General features: G+C 50.1%; 16 protein-coding genes. 13 read left to right on the top strand and 3 right to left on the bottom strand.

Annotation, left to right across the window (positions count from 1 at the left end; translation table 11 throughout):
* Positions 1 to 229: 229 nt before the first annotated feature.
* From RHJ31_RS08240 to cruF, 8 genes are all read left to right on the top strand, one after another.
* On the top strand, positions 230 to 1,063 hold the full coding sequence (locus RHJ31_RS08240; RefSeq protein WP_302676257.1) for a DUF975 family protein: 834 nt from the start codon (positions 230 to 232) through the stop codon (positions 1,061 to 1,063).
* A gap of 4 nt (positions 1,064 to 1,067) precedes the next feature.
* Positions 1,068 to 2,393, top strand: coding sequence for an aspartate aminotransferase family protein (locus RHJ31_RS08235; protein WP_302676256.1), 1,326 nt, complete (start codon positions 1,068 to 1,070; stop codon positions 2,391 to 2,393).
* Between the two features lie 48 nt (positions 2,394 to 2,441).
* Positions 2,442 to 2,756 carry a hypothetical protein gene (locus tag RHJ31_RS08230; RefSeq protein WP_149818256.1) on the top strand — a complete coding sequence of 105 codons (315 nt, stop codon included), beginning with the start codon at positions 2,442 to 2,444 and terminating at the stop codon, positions 2,754 to 2,756.
* 109 nt (positions 2,757 to 2,865) lie between these two features.
* Positions 2,866 to 3,333 carry a VOC family protein gene (locus RHJ31_RS08225; protein WP_302676255.1) on the top strand — a complete coding sequence of 156 codons (468 nt, stop codon included), beginning with the start codon at positions 2,866 to 2,868 and terminating at the stop codon, positions 3,331 to 3,333.
* A complete protein-coding gene (locus RHJ31_RS08220) occupies positions 3,330 to 3,608 on the top strand; it encodes a glutaredoxin family protein (RefSeq protein WP_206199655.1) in 279 nt (92 codons plus the stop codon). Before RHJ31_RS08225 ends, RHJ31_RS08220 begins: the two co-directional genes overlap by 4 nt.
* A 139-nt stretch (positions 3,609 to 3,747) precedes the next feature.
* A complete protein-coding gene (locus RHJ31_RS08215) occupies positions 3,748 to 4,461 on the top strand; it encodes a TrkA family potassium uptake protein (protein ID WP_302676254.1) in 714 nt (237 codons plus the stop codon).
* 10 nt (positions 4,462 to 4,471) lie between these two features.
* Positions 4,472 to 5,158, top strand: a complete 687-nt coding sequence (locus RHJ31_RS08210; protein WP_302676253.1) for an energy-coupling factor transporter transmembrane protein EcfT — start codon at positions 4,472 to 4,474, stop codon at positions 5,156 to 5,158.
* Between the two features lie 79 nt (positions 5,159 to 5,237).
* On the top strand, positions 5,238 to 6,152 hold the full coding sequence (gene cruF / locus RHJ31_RS08205; protein WP_302676252.1) for a gamma-carotene 1'-hydroxylase CruF: 915 nt from the start codon (positions 5,238 to 5,240) through the stop codon (positions 6,150 to 6,152).
* Here cruF and priA read toward each other — a convergent pair.
* Positions 6,108 to 8,534: a primosomal protein N' gene (priA, locus tag RHJ31_RS08200; protein WP_302676251.1), complete on the bottom strand. Its 2,427-nt coding sequence runs from the start codon at positions 8,532 to 8,534 to the stop codon at positions 6,108 to 6,110. The genes cruF and priA overlap by 45 nt on opposite strands.
* Before the next feature lie 129 nt (positions 8,535 to 8,663).
* On the opposite strand from priA, the gene RHJ31_RS08195 reads away from it, so the two are divergent.
* From RHJ31_RS08195 to RHJ31_RS08185, 3 genes are all read left to right on the top strand, one after another.
* Complete coding sequence (locus RHJ31_RS08195; RefSeq protein ID WP_302676250.1) at positions 8,664 to 8,843, top strand: hypothetical protein; 180 nt, start codon at positions 8,664 to 8,666, stop codon at positions 8,841 to 8,843.
* A gap of 67 nt (positions 8,844 to 8,910) precedes the next feature.
* Positions 8,911 to 11,853, top strand: coding sequence for an L-glutamate gamma-semialdehyde dehydrogenase (pruA, locus tag RHJ31_RS08190; RefSeq protein WP_302676249.1), 2,943 nt, complete (start codon positions 8,911 to 8,913; stop codon positions 11,851 to 11,853).
* A complete protein-coding gene (locus RHJ31_RS08185; RefSeq protein ID WP_302676248.1) occupies positions 11,853 to 13,007 on the top strand; it encodes a class I SAM-dependent methyltransferase in 1,155 nt (384 codons plus the stop codon). The genes pruA and RHJ31_RS08185 overlap by 1 nt, the downstream gene beginning before the upstream one ends.
* On the opposite strand, the gene RHJ31_RS08180 is transcribed toward RHJ31_RS08185, so the two are convergent.
* Positions 12,999 to 18,089, bottom strand: coding sequence for a DEAD/DEAH box helicase (locus RHJ31_RS08180; protein ID WP_302676247.1), 5,091 nt, complete (start codon positions 18,087 to 18,089; stop codon positions 12,999 to 13,001). The genes RHJ31_RS08185 and RHJ31_RS08180 overlap by 9 nt on opposite strands.
* Before the next feature lie 171 nt (positions 18,090 to 18,260).
* Positions 18,261 to 19,400, bottom strand: coding sequence for a glycosyltransferase family 1 protein (locus RHJ31_RS08175; RefSeq protein ID WP_302676246.1), 1,140 nt, complete (start codon positions 19,398 to 19,400; stop codon positions 18,261 to 18,263).
* 105 nt (positions 19,401 to 19,505) lie between these two features.
* Between RHJ31_RS08175 and RHJ31_RS08170 the strand changes: the two genes are divergently transcribed.
* Positions 19,506 to 20,087 (top strand): PAP/fibrillin family protein, encoded by a 582-nt coding sequence (locus RHJ31_RS08170; RefSeq protein ID WP_302676245.1) that lies wholly within the window; start codon positions 19,506 to 19,508, stop codon positions 20,085 to 20,087.
* A gap of 59 nt (positions 20,088 to 20,146) precedes the next feature.
* Positions 20,147 to 21,187 (top strand): hypothetical protein, encoded by a 1,041-nt coding sequence (locus tag RHJ31_RS08165; RefSeq protein ID WP_302676244.1) that lies wholly within the window; start codon positions 20,147 to 20,149, stop codon positions 21,185 to 21,187.
* Positions 21,188 to 21,220 lie beyond the last annotated feature (33 nt).

Below are 21,220 nucleotides of genomic sequence, written 5' to 3'. Positions count from 1 at the left end.
CAGTTTTAGGATAGACAATTCCCTCGTTTAAGACCTATTTATTAAGCTCAATGTTACAAAGAGCTGGTATTAAATACAAGTCTTGTCCCATGGATTGAACACACTCAACATCATGGCTACAGGAAAGACTTATATCCGATGTTTTAGAAAGGTGAAGAAGTGACACATTGACAATTGGCGCAACCCGAAGCGATCGCTAGGCTAGAGGCAACCCCTTGGAACCGCCATTATGTACAGTGAGTCAGAACATACTCCCCAAGCGATCGCCAACCGCCCCTATCAAGTACGGATTGGTCAATACCTCAATGAGGGCTGGCAAATTTTCAGCACTCAACCCGCTGCCTACATTGGTTTTCTCATTCTGGCAATGATTATCAATGGTGTGCTCAACAACATTCCGGGGGCTGGCCCGATTGTTAGCACGATTTTGGTAGGCCTCTTCGCCGCAGGCTACTACTTTTTCAGCTTTCGCATTGCCCGCAACCAAAGACCCGAATTTAGCGACTTTTTTAATGCGTTCAAAAACAACTACTTTTTGCCAATTTTTCTGACGAACTTGATCATCGGTTTGATTACGAATGTGTTTGTGATTAGTGCCAGCATTCTATTCATGATTGCGGGGTTGCCCTTCTGGCAAAGCATATTAAGGCGGGCGGCGGCTGAAGCAGCGGAACCCGATGCCGACTTAGAACAACTGCTAGCGTTACTGGAGCAGCTTCCCGCTGTGCCGGATGCCCTGACCCCCGTTTTCATCTTGGTGGGTGCCATCCTGCTGCTGCCGGGGGTTTACTTTGGGGTAGCCTATATGTTTGCTGTGCCTTTGGTGGTGGAACACCGGTTTGATGTGTGGCCAGCCCTGGAAACGAGTCGCCGCTTGGTCTCCCGCGATTGGTGGAGCTTCTTTTTTCTCAGCGTGTCAATCATTTTCTTCAATATCTTGGGCTTTTGCCTCTGCTGTGTGGGGATGCTGGTGACTATTCCTTGGAGTAGTTGTGTCATTGTGGCGGCCTATCGCGATATTATTGGGCTCATGCCCACGACGGATAATACGAACCAGTTTTAGTCTGATGACGCTGCCCACCCTTGCGGATCTCAACCTCGACCCCTTCTGGATGCCTTTTACGGCCAACCGCCAGTTCAAGCAAAGCCCTCGGCTCCTTGTTTCGGCAGCCGGGATGTACTACAGGAGCATTGATGGCCGTGAGATTCTCGATGGCACCGCCGGGTTGTGGTGTGTCAATGCCGGCCACTGCCGTCCAGAAATTGTGAGCGCGATCGCCCAACAGGCAGCAACACTGGATTTTGCCCCCACATTTCAGATGGGACATCCAGGGCCATTTCAGGTGGCCGATCGCCTGCGTGCCATTACCTCTGATCCCCTTAACCATGTCTTTTTTGCCAACTCTGGCTCTGAGGCCGTGGATACAGCCTTGAAAATGGCTCTTGCCTACCATCGGCTGCGGGGAGAGGGGACACGACAACGGCTCATTGGGCGTGAGCGGGGCTATCACGGGGTCGGCTTTGGTGGAATTTCAGTGGGGGGAATTGCGCCCAATCGCAAGTTCTTTGGTTCTCTCTTGGCAGGAGTGGATCATCTGCCCCACACCCACAACCTTGAGCACAATGCCTTCAGCAAGGGGCAACCCGCTTGGGGAGCACATTTAGCCGATGAGCTAGAACGCTTGGTGGCGCTGCATGATGCCTCGACGATTGCGGCAGTGATTGTTGAACCCCTCGCTGGCTCTACGGGGGTATTGATTCCGCCCCAAGGATACTTGGAACGCCTGCGTGCCATTTGCGATCGCCACGGCATTTTGCTGATCTTTGATGAAGTGATCACAGGTTTTGGCCGTCTCGGTGCCCCCTTTGCCAGTCAGTACTTTGGTGTGACTCCAGACCTCATCACGGTTGCCAAGGGTCTAACCAATGCCGCTGTACCCATGGGAGCGGTGATTGTCCGCGATGAGATTTACGACACCTTCATGCAAGGCCCCGCGGGGCAAATTGAGTTTTTCCATGGCTACACCTATTCGGGACATCCCCTTGCCTGTGCGGCCGCCTTGGCAACCCTAGAGATCTACGAGAAAGAAGCCCTATTTGAGCGGGCGGCTTCCCTGGCGCCCTATTGGCAGGAGGCCATCCACAGCCTACGGGGTCTGCCCCATGTCATTGATATTCGCAACTTAGGCTTGGTGGCAGGGATTGAATTGGCGCCACGGGAGGGGCAAGGAGGGGCACGGGGCTATGATGCCCTCTGTCGTGCCTTTGAAGCGGGACTACTGATTCGTGTCACGGGGGATATTATTGCCCTCTCACCACCGCTGATTGTGGAGCGATCGCACATTGATCAAATGGTGGATATTTTGAGTCGTGTTCTACGGGAACTTCCCTAGGCATCGCAGCGTCCGAATCAGAGGATCACTCTCTCCTTGGAGGCTTCTATGTTACGCTTCCTGCCGTTGGCCATCAGTAGCCTAGCTACGCTGGTGGCGATCGCTCCCCCCAGTCGTGCCGCCTATCCCCTCTTTCCTAATCAGCCGGGGGTTGATGTCTTTTTCCCAGGGCTAGAGTCCTTTGGGCGGCCACGGACACCGCAGTACAGTCCCTACAATCCCGTCATTTACCGTCCGCCGGGACAATCTCAAACCTACATTATTGTGCCAGTGCCCTATCCGCCTCGCCCCGTAATTTACCCGCCCCCCTATTCACCCGTTTATTACCCCTATTACCCCTGTTATCCATTCCGTTGCCGATAAACAACAATACTGGGGATTGATACTTGACTCGACTTGGGAAGCAGACCGAGAGCCGGTTCTCCTGCTAAAATAGCGGCTAATTTAGCCATTTTCAGTTCGAGAGAAATCTATGGCTCAGTTGGCGATCGCTCCCGTTTTATTTCACCTTGCCTTTCCTGTCAGTAATTTGGCGGACACCAAGGCCTACTACATTGATGGGTTGGGCTGTGAACCGGGGCGCGAAAATCCCCACTGCCTGATCATGAAGCTCTATGGCCATCAACTAGTGGCTCATGTCACGGATGAACCCTTAACCCCACCCAAGAGCATTTATCCGCACCACTTTGGCTTGATTTTCTTGGCACAGGCCGACTGGCAAAACCTCTGCGATCGCGTGATCAAGAAGGGACTTGACTTTTACCAGCCACCGCGTACCCGCTTTGCCAATACCCCCCTAGAGCACCAAACGTTCTTTCTCGCAGACCCCTTCCACAACCTGATTGAAATGAAGCACTACCGCCATGCAGAAGCCATTTTTGGCCTGCGGGATCACCGTCATATTGGCGATACCCCCCTCGTTTCTGCGCCGCAACCGTGACCCATCTGATTCTCTATAGCAAGCCCGGCTGTCACCTCTGTGAAGGACTACAAGAGAAGCTGGCCACTCTGAAGGAATTTACCCTTGAGGTACGCGACATCACCAGCCGCGAGGATTGGTGGCAAGCCTATCAATACGAGATTCCTGTTCTCTACCTAGTGATTGGAACGCAAGTGCTTCCCGTACCGCGCTTTTCTCCCCGTGCCAGTGCTGCACACATTCGTCAGCGACTCCAAGAACTGACCCATTCAGGCGGCTCAGCATCCACTCCTTAAGGGCATGATCAATTACAGCCCTTTTCACAGCGATCGAATACGGCCAAAAATTTAATTGCTAGATTGCATCCCCCCTATGTATCCCATATGTTAGAAAAGGGTCATCATCGGCATCGCAAAGCCAATAGGAAACTCAGGAATGGTGGATTTTGGAGCAATGCTCTTTCGCGGGCGGGGGGTCAAGATCTCGCAGCAGTATGCGGTGATTGGCCTAGGGCGGTTTGGCCGGGGGGTGTGCGAGACCCTGCACAGCATGGGCTATGAGGTGCTCGGCAGTGATAACCAAGAGCGATTGGTGAATCAAGTGCTTCAGGATCACATTGTGGATCATGCGATTCAACTGGATTCCACGGATCCCCAAGCCCTCAAGGAGGCGGGTCTCTTTGAGTTTGAAACGGTAATTGTGGCCATTGGCAACCATCTCGACGCCAGTATTATCACGACATTGAACCTAAAGGAGGCAGGCGTGCCCAATGTCATTGCCAAGGCTTCCTCAGAGATTCATAAAAAACTCCTAGAGCGAGTGGGGGCAGATCGGGTGGTCTTTCCAGAGTATGAGGCGGGTTGTGAACTGGCGCGATCGCTCACCCGCCCAGCGATTCTCGATTGGTTTGACCTTGACCCCGAAAAAAGTATTGTCGAAGTCAAAGTGCCTGAGGCATTTCACAATCGCACAGTTGCCGAGGTGGAACTCCGTAGTCGCTATGGCCTCAACCTCATTGCCCTGCGCTTTGATGATAAGTTTGAGATCAATCCCAGTCCCAACCAAAAGCTCAATAAAGGGGACATTATGGTGGTGATTGGTGCCAATAACGATATTGATCGCTTTTTGCGTAGTCAACACATTAATTAGGGCATAACCCTTGAGCTTTCGCTACTGGTCGCCGCCGGCACGGGTGATGGCGATTCTCCTGTGGATGTTTTGCATTAGTAGTTTGCGGCGGTTAGACAGTCTGGCGATCGCGACCTTGCTTGTGGCGCTCCTCTATCTCCTGAGCCATGTCCCTTGGCAGCGCTTGGGCAAACGTCTGCAGCAGATGGGGCTCTTTTTTCTGGGACTGTGGTTACTGTTGGCGGTTACGGCGTGGCCGATCGCACTGCTCCTCACATGGCGCTTGGTCTTGTGTCTTGCCCTTGGCGTGGTGTTGCTAGAAAGCTTGACGTTTAGTGAATGGGTGCGGGTCTGTCGCTGGTGGGGACTACCGCCCTTGTTGGTGGATACGCTGGCTTTGACCTATCGCTATCTCTTTGAGCTAGAGAGTCAGTTGACACAAATGCAGCAGGCACTCTTTCTGCGGGGATTTCGCTTGAGTTGGCGCCGCCTTCGCCCGTGGGCACAGGTGATTGGTATCTTTCTCATTCGCGCCGAGGAACGGGCACAGCAGATCTATCTGGCAATGCGGCTGCGGGGCTATGGGCAAGTGCTTCAGCGTCGTCCGCAATTTTCTGAAGGGGCGCCTTGGAGTTGGGGGCTAACGCTGAGTGCTAGCTTGGGGGCAGGATTGTTGGCAATCTATGATGCCCTTGGCGAAATCCAACTGCCTTTTTGAGGTGGATAGACGACAGTGGGAACAGTGGTACATTAACATATTAACATTTGTAAACGATTGCCCCTTTGAGATTGCCCCTATGAAACCCAAGAACGCGCTTTTCGTTGCGGAGCAGGTGTGCCTAGTTGGTCATATTGTGGCGATGGCCTTTGGCTTAGCGGGGTTGCTCCTCGTCGTTCCCCATCCCGAGTTTATTCTGGCGTTGCCCGCCTGGGGTCAGCAGCTTTTTCAATGGAGTATGGGGAGTGGGGGTGTCGTTTATATTGTCCTCGGCGCACTGGCGATCGCCCTTCACACCTATCGCAACTTTGGCCTTGGCAAACTGCTTGGCTTTTTGCTGCCAGCGGTGGGCATTTCCCTTACCAGTGAACTGTTGGGGACGAGTACCGGCTTTCCCTTTGGCCATTATGGTTACCTCAGTGGTTTGGGGCACAAAATTGCTGGACTGGTGCCCTTCACCATTCCCCTCTCTTGGTTTTATATGGGGCTAGTCACGTTTCTTTTGGCCTACAGTGGCTTCATCAGTCGTCCGCTGCGGGAAGGCAAGGGCGTGGGCTTGGGGGCAGCCCTGATCACCGTGGGCTTGGGAGCAATCTTTTTAACCGCTTGGGATTTTGTCCTTGATCCGGCCATGAGTCAAACTGCCATTCCTTTTTGGCAATTTCAGGATGTCGGTGAATTCTTTGGGATGCCTTACCGCAACATTCTGGGATGGACGGGCACAGGAGCCGTATTTATGGGGCTGGCGATGATCACTTGGTGGCCAAAGCCAATGGTGGTGAACCGTGGGCAACTCATTACCCCCTTGGTGGTGTATCTGGTGAATTTTGCCTTTGGGGCGATGATTACCCTCACATCTTTGGATCAACGTTTTTGGATTCCGGCAACGCTGGGATTTGTTTTGGGGGTCGTGCCGGTCACAGCACTGTGGTGGTTTACTGAAGCCCCCCTAGAGAAAGTTCAAGGGGTCAACATCAATACTGAGGCGGGTTGAGCGGGGACACTGCGCCTTGAGGTGCATGAGAGCTGGGCTGAGGTGAGAAACTCGTTCTAGTTTGCCCTTGAGTAAAATTTGCCAGCGGTAGCGGCCAGCAATTTTGGCGATCGCGGCCGGGGCGGGGCCAAGTACTTCCCATTCTCCCTGAGAAACTGGGGCTAACGTTTGGAGCTGTTGGGCGATCGCCTGAGCCGTTGCGGCCACCTCCTCAGCATCGGGACCACTCAAGCGCAGAAGGATTAGTTGGGCATAGGGGGGATAGCCCAAGGGGGCACGGCTACTTAGCTCCTGGGTAGCAAAGGTGTCCCAGTCATAGGCTTTGACCGCTGTAATCACTGGATGCTGCGGCACATAGGTTTGGAGAATGACTTTACCGGGGTGTGTCCCCCGGCCCGATCGCCCCGCCACTTGGGTGAGGATTTGAAACGTGCGTTCTGCCGCCTGATAATCGGGCAAGTGCAGGAGACTATCGGCAGCCAAAATTCCCACGAGGGCGACCTGCGGCAGATCAATGCCCTTCGTCAGCATTTGTGTCCCCACCATCACATCAGCTTCGCCGGCGGCAAACTGAGCCAGTAACCGGCGATGGGCACCCTTGCGTTGGGTCGTATCACTGTCAAAGCGCAGAACTCGCAACTGCGGAAAGAGGCGATTCAGTTCACTCACCACCCGCTGCGTCCCGCCACCAAAGGGCTTGAGATAGGGGGAGGCACAATTGGGACAACGCTGCGGTACGGCTTGGCTATAGTTGCAATAGTGACAGCGCAGCACTTCCATCTTGTCGCCAAAGAGGTGTCCAGTGAGAGAGACGCTGCAATGGGGACAGTAGATCACTGTGCCACAACTGCGACAGGAGACAAAGGTACTGTGACCCCGCCGCGGTACAAAGAGAATTGCCTGCTGTCCCTGAAGATTCCCTAGAGCGTCTTGCAGCGGACGACTGAGCATGGAACGGTTGCCACGGTGTAATTCTTGGCGCATATCCACAAGGGTGATGGGGGGCAGGGGGGTGGCGTGGATACGCTGGGGAAGGGAAAGGATCTGAATCTGGCCGGTTTGGACAGCCTGCCAAGTGCTGAGGGCAGGGGTAGCGGTTCCTAAAATCAGGGGACACTGTTGCTGGCGCGATCGCCATTGGGCAACGGTACGGGCATGGTAACAAGGCTGAGGTTGATCCTGTTTGTAGCCGCTGTCGTGCTCTTCATCCAGAATGATCAAACCCAAGCCCACCAAGGGCAGCAGAACCGCCGATCGCGTGCCAATGATTACCCGTGGCTGCGGCATCAGCGTCAACCGCCAAGTATCGTAGCGCTCCCCCTCACTGAGACCACTGTGATAGACCAACAGGCGTTCACCAAAGCGAGCACGCACGCGATCCGTCAGTTGAGGCGTCAAGCCAATCTCCGGCACTAGCAGCAAGGCCGATCGCCCTCGCCCTAGGCACTCAGCTATTGCTTGCAGATAGACTTCCGTTTTGCCCGACCCCGTCACCCCGTGCAGGAGAAAGGTTTGGGCACAGTCTAGGTGTGCTGAAATGGCTTGCAGGACAGTGGCTTGGGCAGGGGTGAGGGCTTTTGGCCGATCCGGTGTCACCGCTACCCCCTGTTCAATGCGGCAGTGCTGCTGCTCGACAATGGCAATGTATCCTTTGGCGGCAAGGCGATGGAGCGTTTGGGCGGTGGTGCCGGTGGCCTTGACCACCTCTTGTAGCCAGCAATCGCGACCCTGCTGCTGCAAATAGCGGAGGATTTGGCGCTGCCGCTGCGTTAAGGTCTCGCCTTCACTATTGAGGAGGATCACCGCCTGTTGCTGTTTTGGCTGTTGACTAGCGGGTGCCGCTAAGTAGGTTTCCACCAAGCCAAGGCGTTCGAGTTCTGCGAGGGCACGCTCAACCTTGGGAAGCTGTTGCTGGAGGTAGCGCACACTGTAGTCCCCATTACCCTTGGTCTGGAGAAAGCGCAGCAGATGTTGCCCCTGTTCTGACAGGGGGGGAATCCCCTGTTGGCGCCGCAGGCGCACCCGCCGTTGCGATCGCCCCAAGACCCCCGGCGGCAGAGCAGTGCGCACCACTTGAATTAAAGGCGTGCAGTAGTACGTGGCAATTTGTTCTAACAACGCCCAATAGTCCTTGGGAAAAAGCTGCTGGTCAACCACTTCAAGGAGCGATCGCAAGCGCTGTGGATCGACCGATGGGGCTACAGTTTCTAGTACCTCTAGGACAATCCCCCGCACCACTTGGGAGCCAAAGGGTACTTCCACCACCTCGCCCCCTTGGAGACACCAACCCGCAGGAACTTGGTAAGTGTAAGCCTCGCTTGCCGCCGGACAGTCCACAAGCACACTGGCGTAGAGAGAGGGTTGTTGAGGTGCTAAGGCCATCAGATGGTTTGATTGGTTTTCACTCAGACAGGCAGATAAACAACGTCCCCAACCACTGTACATACTTCCTCTTTAGATTTTCGCTATTCCACAACGCAGATTTGCTCCCTAGGCTGGGAGCTGGCGATTATGCGCTGGCCGGTGGTGCACCACTTTCCCACAGGCACTGTTTTAAGAGCCAATATCACACCCGCAGGCTTTGCCACGATTACCGATAGTCGAGGATTGCCTTGGTTCAAGATGTCCATTGGTGAAGAGAATCACATTTGCTTGGTGCGAGCTAACCACCGATTGATTCGTCCCTGCTAAGAATTTGGTTGTTTGCTTTAGAGGACATGGGAAAATAGGAAAGGCTGCTCCTCACCCAAGATTCTCCGTGACTGGTCTTTACGAAGCACAAACGATCGCGATCGCCCGTCAACTGTGGGCGGCTAGTCAAGAGTCCCGCAACTTTTTCAGTCAACTGCGGGAGCAAATGCGCATTGAAGATAAACTCCTCGGCTGGGCGATGGAACATCCGGGGCTACGGGTGCAACTCTTTCGCCTCATTGACTGCCTGCCGAGTCTGCGCAGTAAAGCCGAGGTGGCACGCCACTTGCAGGAGTACCTCAGTGACCCCAGTGTGGAGTTGCCGGAAGGCCTAAAAAAACTCTTGAACTTTGCTCAGCCGGATTCCCTGCCCGCCCAAGCAGCGGCAACCACCTTCACAACAGCGGTTCAAGCCCTTGCCCACAAGTACATTGCTGGTGAAACCACCGAGCAGGTGCTGAAAACCATTGGCCGCCTACGCAAGCAGGGCATGCTGGTGACGATGGATATTCTTGGGGAAGCGGTGATTACGGAGGCAGAGGCGCAGCAGTATTGCGATCGCTACCTTGACTTGATGCAGCAACTCAGCCCCTTGGGTCAGCGGGAAGGGGTGAATCCAGTCCAAGTCTCCGTGAAGCTGACGGCCTTCTACTCGCAGTTTGATCCTTTGGATGTGTCTGGCTGCCGTGCCAAGGTGGGGGAACCGATTCGGCGGTTGTTGCATCGTGCCCAAGAATTGGGGGTGGCGGTGCACTTTGACATGGAGCAGTATGCCTACAAAGACATCACCCTCGCAATCCTCAAGGACATTTTGCTAGAGCCAGAGTTTCGCGATCGCGCTGATGTCGGGCTGACCCTGCAAGCCTATTTGCGGGATAGTTACCAAGATGCCCAAGACCTGATTACTTGGGTGCAACAGCGGGGGACACCAATCACCGTGCGGGTGGTCAAGGGCGCCTACTGGGATCAAGAACTGATTAAGGCGGTACAAAATGACTGGCCATTGCCCGTCTATCAACACAAGCAAGATACCGACGCCAACTTTGAGCGGGTGATTGAACTGCTCCTGAGTCACCACACGCTTTTGCGCACAGCAGTTGCGAGTCATAATGTGCGTTCCCAAGCGCGGGCGATCGCGATCGCCCAACATCAGCACATTCCGCCCACGGCCATGGAATGCCAAGTTCTCTATGGTATGGCCGATAAACTTGCCAAGGCTCTTGTGGAAGCGGGGCAGACGGTGCGGGTCTATTGTCCCTACGGTGAGCTGATTCCGGGGATGGCCTACCTGATTCGGCGGCTCTTGGAAAATACGGCCAATAGTTCCTTTTTGCGCCAACAATTGGGAGCGGTAAATATTGACGGACTCTTGGCACCGCCAGAACCAACGGCAGACTTTAGGGCAGTGAACGTTCATCTGACCACCGGCAAGACCTCAACCTTTGTCAATGCCGCCAATAGCGACTATGCCCGCGCCAGCCAGCGGGAAGCGATTCAAGCGGCCTTAATTCATGTCCATCGCCAACTAGGGCAAACCTATACCCCCATCATCAATGGCGATCGCGTCAATACCCTCGAATACAGTGAATCCCTCAACCCCTCACAGCCAGAGGAAATCGTGGGTCGCGTTGGCTTGGCCACCATTGAGGATGCCGATCATGCAATCCGGGCTGCCAAAGCCGCTCAAGCGCAGTGGCAACAGACTCCCGTAGCCGAACGGGCCATCCTGCTACGGCGGGCAGCGGATCTCCTCGAGGCACAACGCCATGAACTGGTGGCTTGGATGTGCTATGAAGTGGGCAAGGTGGTGGCGGAAGGGGATGCCGAAGTCTCCGAAGCCGTTGATTTTTGCCGCTACTACGCCGATGAAATGGAGCGCCTCAGCAGCGGCTATGACCGCAACTTTCCCGGTGAAACCAACCATTACCACTACCAAGGTCGCGGCATTGCAGTCGTCATTTCCCCTTGGAACTTTCCCCTAGCGATTCCCACCGGTATGACCGTGGCCGCCTTAGTCACAGGCAACTGTACCATCCTCAAGCCCGCGGATCCGGCGGCTGTGGTTGCAGCGAAGCTGGCTGAAATTCTCATTGCCGCTGGTTTTCCCCGCGGGGTATTTCAGTTTCTGCCGGGGCGAGGATCGGTGATTGGCCCCTATTTGACAAAACACCCCGATGTGCATCTCATTGCCTTTACTGGCTCCCAAGAGGTGGGTTGCCGCATTATTGCTGAGGCAGCAGTGTTGCAGCGGGGACAAACCCACATCAAGCGGGTGATTGCCGAGATGGGGGGCAAAAACGCCATCATCATTGACGAAAGTGCCGACTTAGATCAGGCAGTGGCGGGGGTGGTGCAATCGGCCTTTGGCTACAGCGGCCAAAAATGCTCCGCCTGTTCGCGGGTGATTGTCCTCGAGTCCATCTATCAACCCTTTGTGCAGCGCTTAGTGGAGGCCACCAAGTCCCTGAATATTGGCCCCGCCCATTTGCCCAGTACCCGTGTTGGACCGGTGGTGACCGCAGCCGCCCGCGATCGCATTCAGGAATACATTGCCAAGGGACAGCGGGAAGCGGAACTGACCTTGAGTGTACCGGTACCGGAGGTGGGGTATTTTGTCTCCCCTACCATCTTTACCAACGTCCCCCCCACCGCCACGCTCGCCCAAGAGGAAATTTTTGGCCCGGTGCTAGCGGTACTGCGGGCAGAAACCTTCAGCCAAGCCCTTGAAATTGCCAATGCCACGGCCTATGCCCTGACGGGGGGGCTGTATTCGCGGACGCCGTCCCATATTCAGCAGGCCAAAGCCCAATTTGCCGTAGGGAACCTGTACATCAACCGTGGGATTACGGGGGCGATCGTGGATCGGCAGCCCTTTGGTGGCTTTAAGCTCTCAGGGATTGGTTCCAAAGCGGGTGGCCGCGATTACCTACTGCAATTTCTGGAACCGCGTGTCATTACCGAGAATGTGCAGCGCCAAGGGTTTGCCCCCATTGCCGGAGTGGATGATTGATGCCAAAGGGCACTCAGCTATTGGCCGACCTTCAGGAGCGCATCAGGGCAGCGGGCGCCATTTCCTTCTGTGAGTTTATGGCCTTGGCTCTCTATGCACCGCAGTGGGGCTACTACAACCGTCCCCAAATACAAATTGGTCGGCGGGGCGATTTTATGACGTCTAGTTGTTTGACGAGGGATTTTGCGGAACTGCTCACTGAGGCTTTTGTGCAGATGTGGCACGCCTTGGAGCGACCGCAGCAGTTTACCCTGTTGGAGATGGGGGCGGGTGAAGGCCAATTTGCGGCTGGGGTCTTGGGCTATAGCCAAGCGACCTACCCCGATTTCTTTACCGCCCTAGAGTACCAGATTCAAGAGCAGTCCCCCACTTTACGGGAACGCCAACGGCAACGCTTGGCTCCTTGGGGCGATCACCTGCACTGGCTGGATTCTAGCACAGCGGCTGAACCCATCGTTGGCTGTATTTTTAGCAATGAACTCGTGGATGCATTCCCAGTGCATCGGCTGCAATGGCAGGGGAGCAATTGGCAGGAAATTTACGTCAGCCTCAATGCCCAAGGGGAGTTTCAAGAGGTTTTGCGTCCCTTGAGTGGCGATCGCATTCACAAGTACTTTGCCACCGTTGGCATTAATCCGCAGCAGCAGGGCTACAGCGACGGCTACCGTACCGAGGTTAATTTGAACCTCATCCCCTGGCTCAAGGATCTGAGTCAGCACCTAGAGCGGGGCTTTGTTCTCACCATTGACTATGGTTATCCCGCCCAGCAATACTATCATCCTGCCCGCTGTGAGGGTACCTTGCAGTGCTACTATCAACACCGCTACCACGACAATCCCTACTGTTTTGTGGGCCAGCAGGACATTACGGCTCATGTGGATGTGACCGCCTTGACGCGCTATGGTGAGCACTTTGGCCTTGAAACCCTCTATGTCACCCGCCAGAGTTTATTTCTCATGGCCTTGGGTTTGGGCGATCGCCTACTAGCACAACAACAGAGGAATGGCAATCTCCTCCAAGCTCTCAACCGCCATCAATCACTGCACCAACTCATTGACCCCCTTGGCCTCGGTGGCTTTTACGTCGTCCTCCAAGGCAAGCAAGCCACCCTCGATCTGCCGCTATTAGGCGAACTAGATACAGCACTAAGTTAACGGTTTTTCGTGAATTTGAACATCAATTGCTGAATCATCACTACGGACTTCATATTTATGCTCTGATTGACGGTATACATTGACTGTTTGATGGGTTGTTGAAAAAGTGTTCTCTTCTAGATATTGAGGGTTACCCCAGATTATCTCTTCAATGGTGCTAGAGGTATACTCAGTGAATCCACTACCTGAGTCTTTCACAAGTTGTTCAATTTCACGAATCTTCTGTAAGTAATTTATGCCTTCTGTATCATCATCTGGCATCACAATAAAGAGATAGTCTCGCGCTCGGCTGATAGCCACATTGAGAATATTTTGGTTGTTAAGGAACATCTGAGAACTTGAAGAGAGTTTTGGTGGTGGATTGAAAAGAGTAACAATAATATCGCACTCATCACCTTGGAAACCATGGATGGTACCGACTTCAATCTCAATAGTACTCGGCTTAGGAGACCATGAGTCAGTTAACCTATTCAATAGGCTAGCTTGGGCACGATAGGGAGCAATGATTCCGATGTGTAACTTGGAACTTAAATGGACTTGGCTTGCAAGCCAGCGAACGAATTCAAAAGTGAACAACGCTGAGTAGATATGGTAAGGCGTTCCACTTTCCAGTCGCTTAGGTCGGTAAATACTTTCATATTGTTTAACGGGAAACTTAATAAGATTGATTGGCTGAATGGTAAGGCTACCAAAATTTAATGGACGCTGCATTTCATTTGTTCGATGGTGCCGTAAAATACCGTCATAAGTGAATCGACTGAAAACTTCGCCAATAGCAGGAATACTCCGATATTGTGTTTCTAGATTTATTACTCGGTACCGATGTGGCTCTGTAGTAGGACTTGCAAAAGAGCCTACTTTACTGAGGCCAACCAGTGTATAGATATTTTCACTTTTCCAATCTTCAACTTCAGAAATCGGTTCAATTTGGAAGGGATCTCCCGCAATAATAAATTTGCAAGACCGGTGGCTGTATAGTGGATAAATAATGTTGACAAGTGGAATCATTGAAGCTTCATCAATCACTATTGCATCCCACTCTATTTCACGTAACTTCTGCCTACCAGATTTGGTAGAAAATCCATCATAGACAAAACGGGCAATCGTCGTGACTGTTATGAAATGACTTAACTGGCTAATATCAAAGGAGCGATCGCGACACACACCTGCTTTTTCAATATACTCATCACTAGAGCTTCCAAAACGAATAAGCCAGTTTTGATAGGAAATATTTGTGCCCATTTTCTCTATAATACGAGCTACTAGAACATCGGCTGCTTTATTAGTAGGTGTAAGAACAAGTACCTTGGCTGGATTATCACCTTGCATCATTGGAATCAGCACTTTCTCTGCAAGGTAAGTAGTCTTACCTGTACCAGGTGGACCGAATACAAACTCAATATGAGGCGTTAGGTTCGCCTTCATATCAAACTGATTGTCCAACCCTAGTTCACGAAAGCGCTTCATTAGTTCATTTAAGACAAAAGATGGATTTTGTATTTCAATACAAGCTTCTAGTACCTTACTTAGATCAAGACCCTTCAGGTCATCCTCAGAAGTAAGCTTACCAAGAAGTATAAATTCTTTTACCGTAAATGATTCAATATGCAGTTTTTCCTTTCGCCCATCAGCAAAACACAAATCTAGACGTACATCCGAAAAATCTTCAATCGAGGGTGGAATAAAACGATTCGGCTCCCTTAGAACAATAGTTCTAGATGACTGATTGTCCAAGTCTACTTTACTAAATCGAATAGAAATAGCCTTGCTATTTGAAAATTTTTCAAGATTTTGCATGCACTCTAGTTCAAGTAGTGAAATAAACCAGCCATAGCTGTACCGAGGCAATTTTTTAGCTTTCCGATATAGAGCTTCTTCACGTTCTATGCGATCAAGTTCACTAGCGTAGCGATCTTTGGCACGATCTAACTTTTTGTCATAGTTAACTGATTGTGGAGCATAGTCATCTACATCTTGAATACTATCATCCTCCTTATTAGGATCCTTATTAGGATCCTTAACCGAAGAGCGACGCTTTTCAATTTCTTGAATTAGAGAAGACTGACAACTTCTATCCTCTAATTGAGTACTTTCTCTGCGAGCAGCCTTTTTGAGAATATCTATTGCTTCAGTTTCGGAAATTCCCAGTTCTTCTAGTACTTTATTGAATCTATCAGCTTGCTCAATTTTCCGAGATTCTTCCTCACTTAAATAAGAAGTTTTTTCTGATTTATTTTTTATTCCCAAAAATTCGATAAAATTTCCTGCGTCACGTTGATTATATTCATCTGAAAGTTCTTGAATTGTAATAGCATCAGGAGAAACCAGATCACCCGACTTGTTTAGGAGCCACTTACTTTTGCGTAGCCTCTCACTAACACTTGTGTCATATTCGTATTCTCCTTTGTAACCTCCACGTGGTCCAAAATGCCTTCGAGATACCGTCATAGCACTTTTATAACTACTCCACCAATAGCGAGTAAGAATATTCCAAAGGAGAATAGATTTTTCATGATTCACTTTCTCTAATAATTCCTCTAAACCATCAATTTTTTTGTCATCACATGTCACTCCTATGCCAAACCAATTATAGTGAACTTCATAGCTAGGGACGTCAATTATTTTTGGGATAGAATTAACACCAAGCTCACATAGAAATGTTTTGAGATTTTCTTCATCTTTTTCATCTATAAACTTCTTGTATTCATCTTCTAGTAAAAACCTTGTATCTGGTTTAATTTCAAACCATTTCCTTAATTTAGTAGTCGGGAAATATATTATTTCGTTCGGTTTACTCCAGTGAATTTCTGAATTATTACTTTTATTTTGTGTAAAGCAAGCAAGAAAGGGAATTTTTTTAATGTCATTCAAAAAAATCTTGGTCTCATATTGGGGAAGAGACATGAAATAATCAAAAAAAGTCTTTAAATGAGTAAGTCGCTCATTGATACTAAGCTTCTGTAGAGATTCATCATCTTCATATTGAGGTAGGATAATTTCATATATCTCATCACGTTTAGATGGTTCTTGACTATTGACGCCTAATAAACCTAAAAATTTTTTTAAGATTTCATGATCAGATTCAGGATATTTCTCAGCAAGATATTCCCAGTCTAGGAACTTGGTGTCCAGCTTGGATTTATAAAAAGCAACTAGAGCATCAGTTGGAAAATACAGTGCTGTTCCCCGAGAATATCCCCTTTGACCATTTTTTGCTTGATAAGGCAGGAAGTCTATCTTCTTAATTCTTGAAATAAAGTGATCCATTTCATTATGCGGGCACTCATTTTTGAAGTATTTGAATGACTTAGCCAAGAAATTATCTGGTGAGATCTGTCCTCTAGCTATCTTATTAATATCAGCCTCAATTTCATCCTTGACGGTGTATTCTCTGATGCAGAAGCGAGCAAAAAACTCCCTAGCACTTTTTTTATTACCATTGCCTATAATTCGTTGGATAGCCATAAATAGCTTGTATGATAAGGCTTTATAGTCGTCATGATCACTATTGGGAAGAAATAGAGCTAGCTTATCTTCTTGATCGTATACTGAAGTAACATTTCCATCATTATCAATAAATATATTTCTATTTTTTGCTATATCCATCCTTTTTTTGGATTCAGATATCCACTCATAGAATCTATACAACCATTTATAGTTTTGTTTTTTTATGAAAGCACTAAATGTATCCTCAAAATTATTCAGAATGTCATCTTCATCTAACCAATCAGATATAATTTCATCGATATAATTCACGAGTTGCTTATTTTTTCGATGACATTCATCTCGACCAAATGAAGTAAATACCCAGCAGGCATCTTGATTACCTGTTAGAAATGCCAACTGCTCGTTAGAAATGATCTGTGTAATTCTAGGAATAGATGCCCAATAGGCATTGTCTGATCTTGCAAATCGGTTCTTGCTAGAAGGAAGTAATGCTTCTTCCTTAAACTTAGACTTGATGGCTGTATAAAATGGCCTGAATGAAATTCTACTACTATTATCTTGATTATCAAACATTAATTCATCATAGGGAATAATATCAATGATACTATCATCTATGAGTTTTTCATCTCGTAGTACAGGAAAGCTATCAGCAGCAAGTTGTGCTAAGTCCTCAATAAGCTTTTGGTTATGTTCCTCTCCAGCTTTGATACCTTCTCGACTGTCCGTCAGCAGAAATGGTGCATGCAAAATAAAGTTGAGATTTGTTTCTTCTCTAGTTGGAAAGAAACAAAATGCAGGACGATGAATGGGGCGTAGTGCTTTATTTTTTTCTAAAGCGTAGCCAATAGAATAAGTATGACCTTTATCATTGGTTCTGCTAAACATTAATAAGTATTCGATATTCTTTCTTTCATTTGTAACTAATGACAGCTTTAGATGTTGAACTCTGATATCTTGTTGCTGAGTCTCATCTCTAACTTCTTTAATATACTGACCATTAACATTACCCGCTTCAAAAGAAATGAATTTTAGGTTAGAGAGAAATAGAGTAGGAAATTCTAAAGACTTTAATTTTTTAAGAATCTCGTCATAACTCTCTTGAGCTTGTTTTTCTGTGTGGTCAAAAGGAAAGAAAAAAACTGTTTCTGATGACTCTCGCCAATCAAGATCAGCATCTAGCATACGTGGCACGATAAAGCGTTCAATTTTGAACTGAAATTGTGGATCATAGATGTGTGGTGTTTGGGTGTACTGAAAAACTGCCTTAAAGCCAATTCCAAATTTACCAATTGAAGCTTGAGTTTTGTTTGAGTTTCCAATTGAAGTAATTGCGTTAATATGGCCTAAAGTGCCATTTTCTCTATCCTCTTTTTCTCTGTCGGGATCAGAAATAGTAAACCAAATAGAACCATTGTGTATAAAGTACAGTCCATCTTTTTTAAGTCTGAACTTGGCAATAGTTGCCTTAGCATCATCAGCATTTTGCAGTAATTCATAAATGAAGTGTGCTTGGTCAGAGTATTTGTCCACAACACTACGCTGGAGACCACGCATGAAAGGCTGCTCAAGCATATCAGCAGCTTGGGCGCGAACTTGGGTAAGCTTATCGAACCACTTTTTCTCTTTTCTTCCCATTATTTTTGTTAATAACTTAGCTTTGTCACGCTATAGCATACTAAATTTCAAGGAATAATATGCATAAATTTTAGAAATCTTTACTTGCGATCATCAAGTGTATTGCATGGCTTAGGGACTGTGATCGCCCCCTATAAAGGAAATTAGCTATGCCAGCAATATTTACCGCATTTAGCAAGTTAAAACTGTATCCTGATGTTTGGTTGGCAAAACTGACTGGTAGTACTGCTCTAGTTGCTGGGTGGCCGCCGCCCAACTCCAGCGTTCAGCTTCTTGGCGGGCATTTTGGCGTAGGGTCTCGCGATCGCTCGGAGAGTCAAAGAGGCGCTGACAAGCCGTAATCGCTCCTGTAGAATCCGCTGGGTCAAACAAAAACCCATTCACCCCATCAGTGACAATATCCGGAATCCCCCCACTGTTGGCAGCCACCACAGGACAGCCTGCGGCCATCGCTTCTAAAAGAACCAAGCCAAGGGTTTCCGTGCGCGAGGGAAAGACAAAGACATCCGCCGAGGCAAAAGCTGCTGCCAAGCGTTCACCGCGCAGATAGCCGACAAAATGCGTGGGGGTACCCGCAAAGTGCTGTTCGAGGGCTTCCCGATGCGGACCATTGCCCACGAGTGCCAGTCGCGCCTGAGGAATCTGCTCCAGAATGGGCTTAATCTGCTCAATTTCCTTTTCCGCGGAGAGGCGACCAACATAGAGCAGTAGGGGAGCCTCTGGATGCCCTTGGCTGAGAAAGGAGCGCATTTCTTGACTTTGGCGTTGTGGATGGAACAGCTCCACATCTACCCCCCGCTGCCAGAGCGCCAGATGGTGAATGCCGTGCGCTTTCAGTTCTGCCACCATTGCCGTTGAGGTACACAAGTTGAGTTGAGCACGGTTATGGGCCAACCGCAGCAGCGACCAGAGCACCTCTTCAAGAAACCCCAAGCCATAGTACTTCAGGTATTGCGGCAAATGGGTGTGGTAGGAAGCGACCAAAGGTAAGTGGAATTTCTGCGCATAGTACAGACCCGCTACCCCCAAGACCGCTGGGTTCGCCACATGGATCAGATCGGGTGCAAAGGCCTCTAGGGCTTGACCAATGGCGGGTCGTGGCAGGGCGAGTTTGAGTTCAGGATACAATGGGAGGGGAAAACCAGAGACACCGTAGATCTGCGCGCCTTCGTAATAATCCAGCCCGCCTTCGGGAGCCACCACCAACACCTGATGGCCATTCCGTTGCAGATGTCGGACAGTTTGACACAAACGGGTCACAATGCCATCAATCTTGGGAAGAAAGGTCTCGGTAAATAGCGCGATCCGCATTTCGCTAACCTGAATGGGAGGGAGGTTTTTCCCATTCTCGAATTAGGGGGGTCTTGACGCAACCCATAGGGGCAAAAAAGTTGCTTGTACTAGGAGGGGTGAACTGTGGCAAAGACAGAATTACTGAGGGCGATCGCTGGCCTGAATCGAGGCATTCTAGCCACACCGCGCGATCGCAAACAGGTGGCCGCCCTTGCCGCTTCCCTTGAAACCATGAATCCCACCCCCGATCCCCTCAATGCCCTCGAAAAACTTGCCGGGGATTGGCGACTCATCTACACCAGTAGTCAGGCGCTGCTTGCTCTAGATCGCTCCCCAATTGTCAAGCTTGGGCAAATTTATCAGTGCATTCGTCCGCAGCAGCAGCGCATCTACAATATCGCTGAACTCTACGGCTTGCCCTTCCTAGAGGGGATTATCAGTGTCTTGGCGCGGTTTGAACCCTTGACCCAACAGCGGGTACAGGTGTACTTTGAACGCTCCATTGTTGGGTTGCGTCAGTGGCTCAATTACTATTCTCCCTCCCAGTTCATTCCCCAACTCCACAGCCGTCAGCCGCTGATTGCCCTAGATGTCCCCCTCAACAGCAATGATCAACAGGGCTGGCTCGATATCACTTACCTTGATGAGGATTTGCGAATTGCCCGCGGCAATGAGGGGAGCCTTTTTGTCTTGAGCCGGGTTTAGGGACAATTCCCTGTACCGTTAAACTAGGGAAGAGTGGCACGATTCTCACCCCTGCTGCAATGGAAGCACAGCTGCCCCAGCAACTCAGTTTTCCATGGAATCCGATGCCTTCTGAACCGCTGGCTGAAGGTTCCCTAGCGGCTACTCCTGTTGCAGGGAGTGATAGTAGCCAAGAGCGCATCCGTTATTTAGAGCAGGCTATTGACCAATGCGAACACTATATTAACGAGCTGAAGCAGCAACTGCGCAATCAAGAATTTTTAGAAGACTTACTGGCGCGTACGGAAGAAACGGCTCAGATTCAACAACAGGCAATCGTTGCCCTCCAAGAACAATTGCGCTCCCAAGCCACCTGTGCCCACGAGTTGGCCGAAATGAGCCACCATCGCCAATCCTTGGAAACGATTCTTCAGCAATCGCAAACGGAAATTGAGCACCTGCATCAGGAGGTGGATCGGCTCCTCAAGGCTCAAGATGCCCTCGAGGCTAAATTGGTGAATAGCCATCGCCTCCTGCGGCAACGGGAACAGGAATATCAACTCCTTGAATCCCAACTGCGCCAAGTCCAAGAGGAAAAAGCGCTGCTGCAAACTCGCCTTGAACAAGCCCGCTCAGAGTTGAGCGATCGCCAAACCCAACTGGATGATCTCAACCGTCGCCTCACCCAAGCCAACCATTTAATTGAAACCCAAGAACGGATCATCACTGCGCTGCAACAGGCACAAGGATCAGAGGTCAGCAAAAACAATGTTATTCAGGGACTGAGTAAAACCCTCCTAAAAACCCAAACCAAGCTCCAAGAACTGGAGCGGGAGTATCAGCAGCAGCGCCTGCAATATATGACCACCCAGCACTACAACCAAGAGCTGGAGGCGCGCACTAGTCAACAACAGGAACGCCTACAACACCTAGAAGCCCAAATTGCCGAACTCCAAGAGCAAATTCTCCATCAGGCACAGCAGGCACGGGAGCAGGAAACCGCTGTTCAACACTGGAAGGATCGCTACACCGAGGCCGAGCGATCGCTAGCGCAGTTACAACGCGTCATTGCCCAAATGGCCACGGGTGGATCCATTTCCCTGAGTGAGGTTCCTTCTTAGGGAGGATGTTTGAACAAATCTAAATTTTGTATA

The organism is Thermosynechococcus sp. JY1331, from assembly GCF_031583475.1.
GTDB lineage: Bacteria > Cyanobacteriota > Cyanobacteriia > Thermosynechococcales > Thermosynechococcaceae > Thermosynechococcus.
This window is presented reverse-complemented; position numbering and strand designations above follow the sequence as displayed.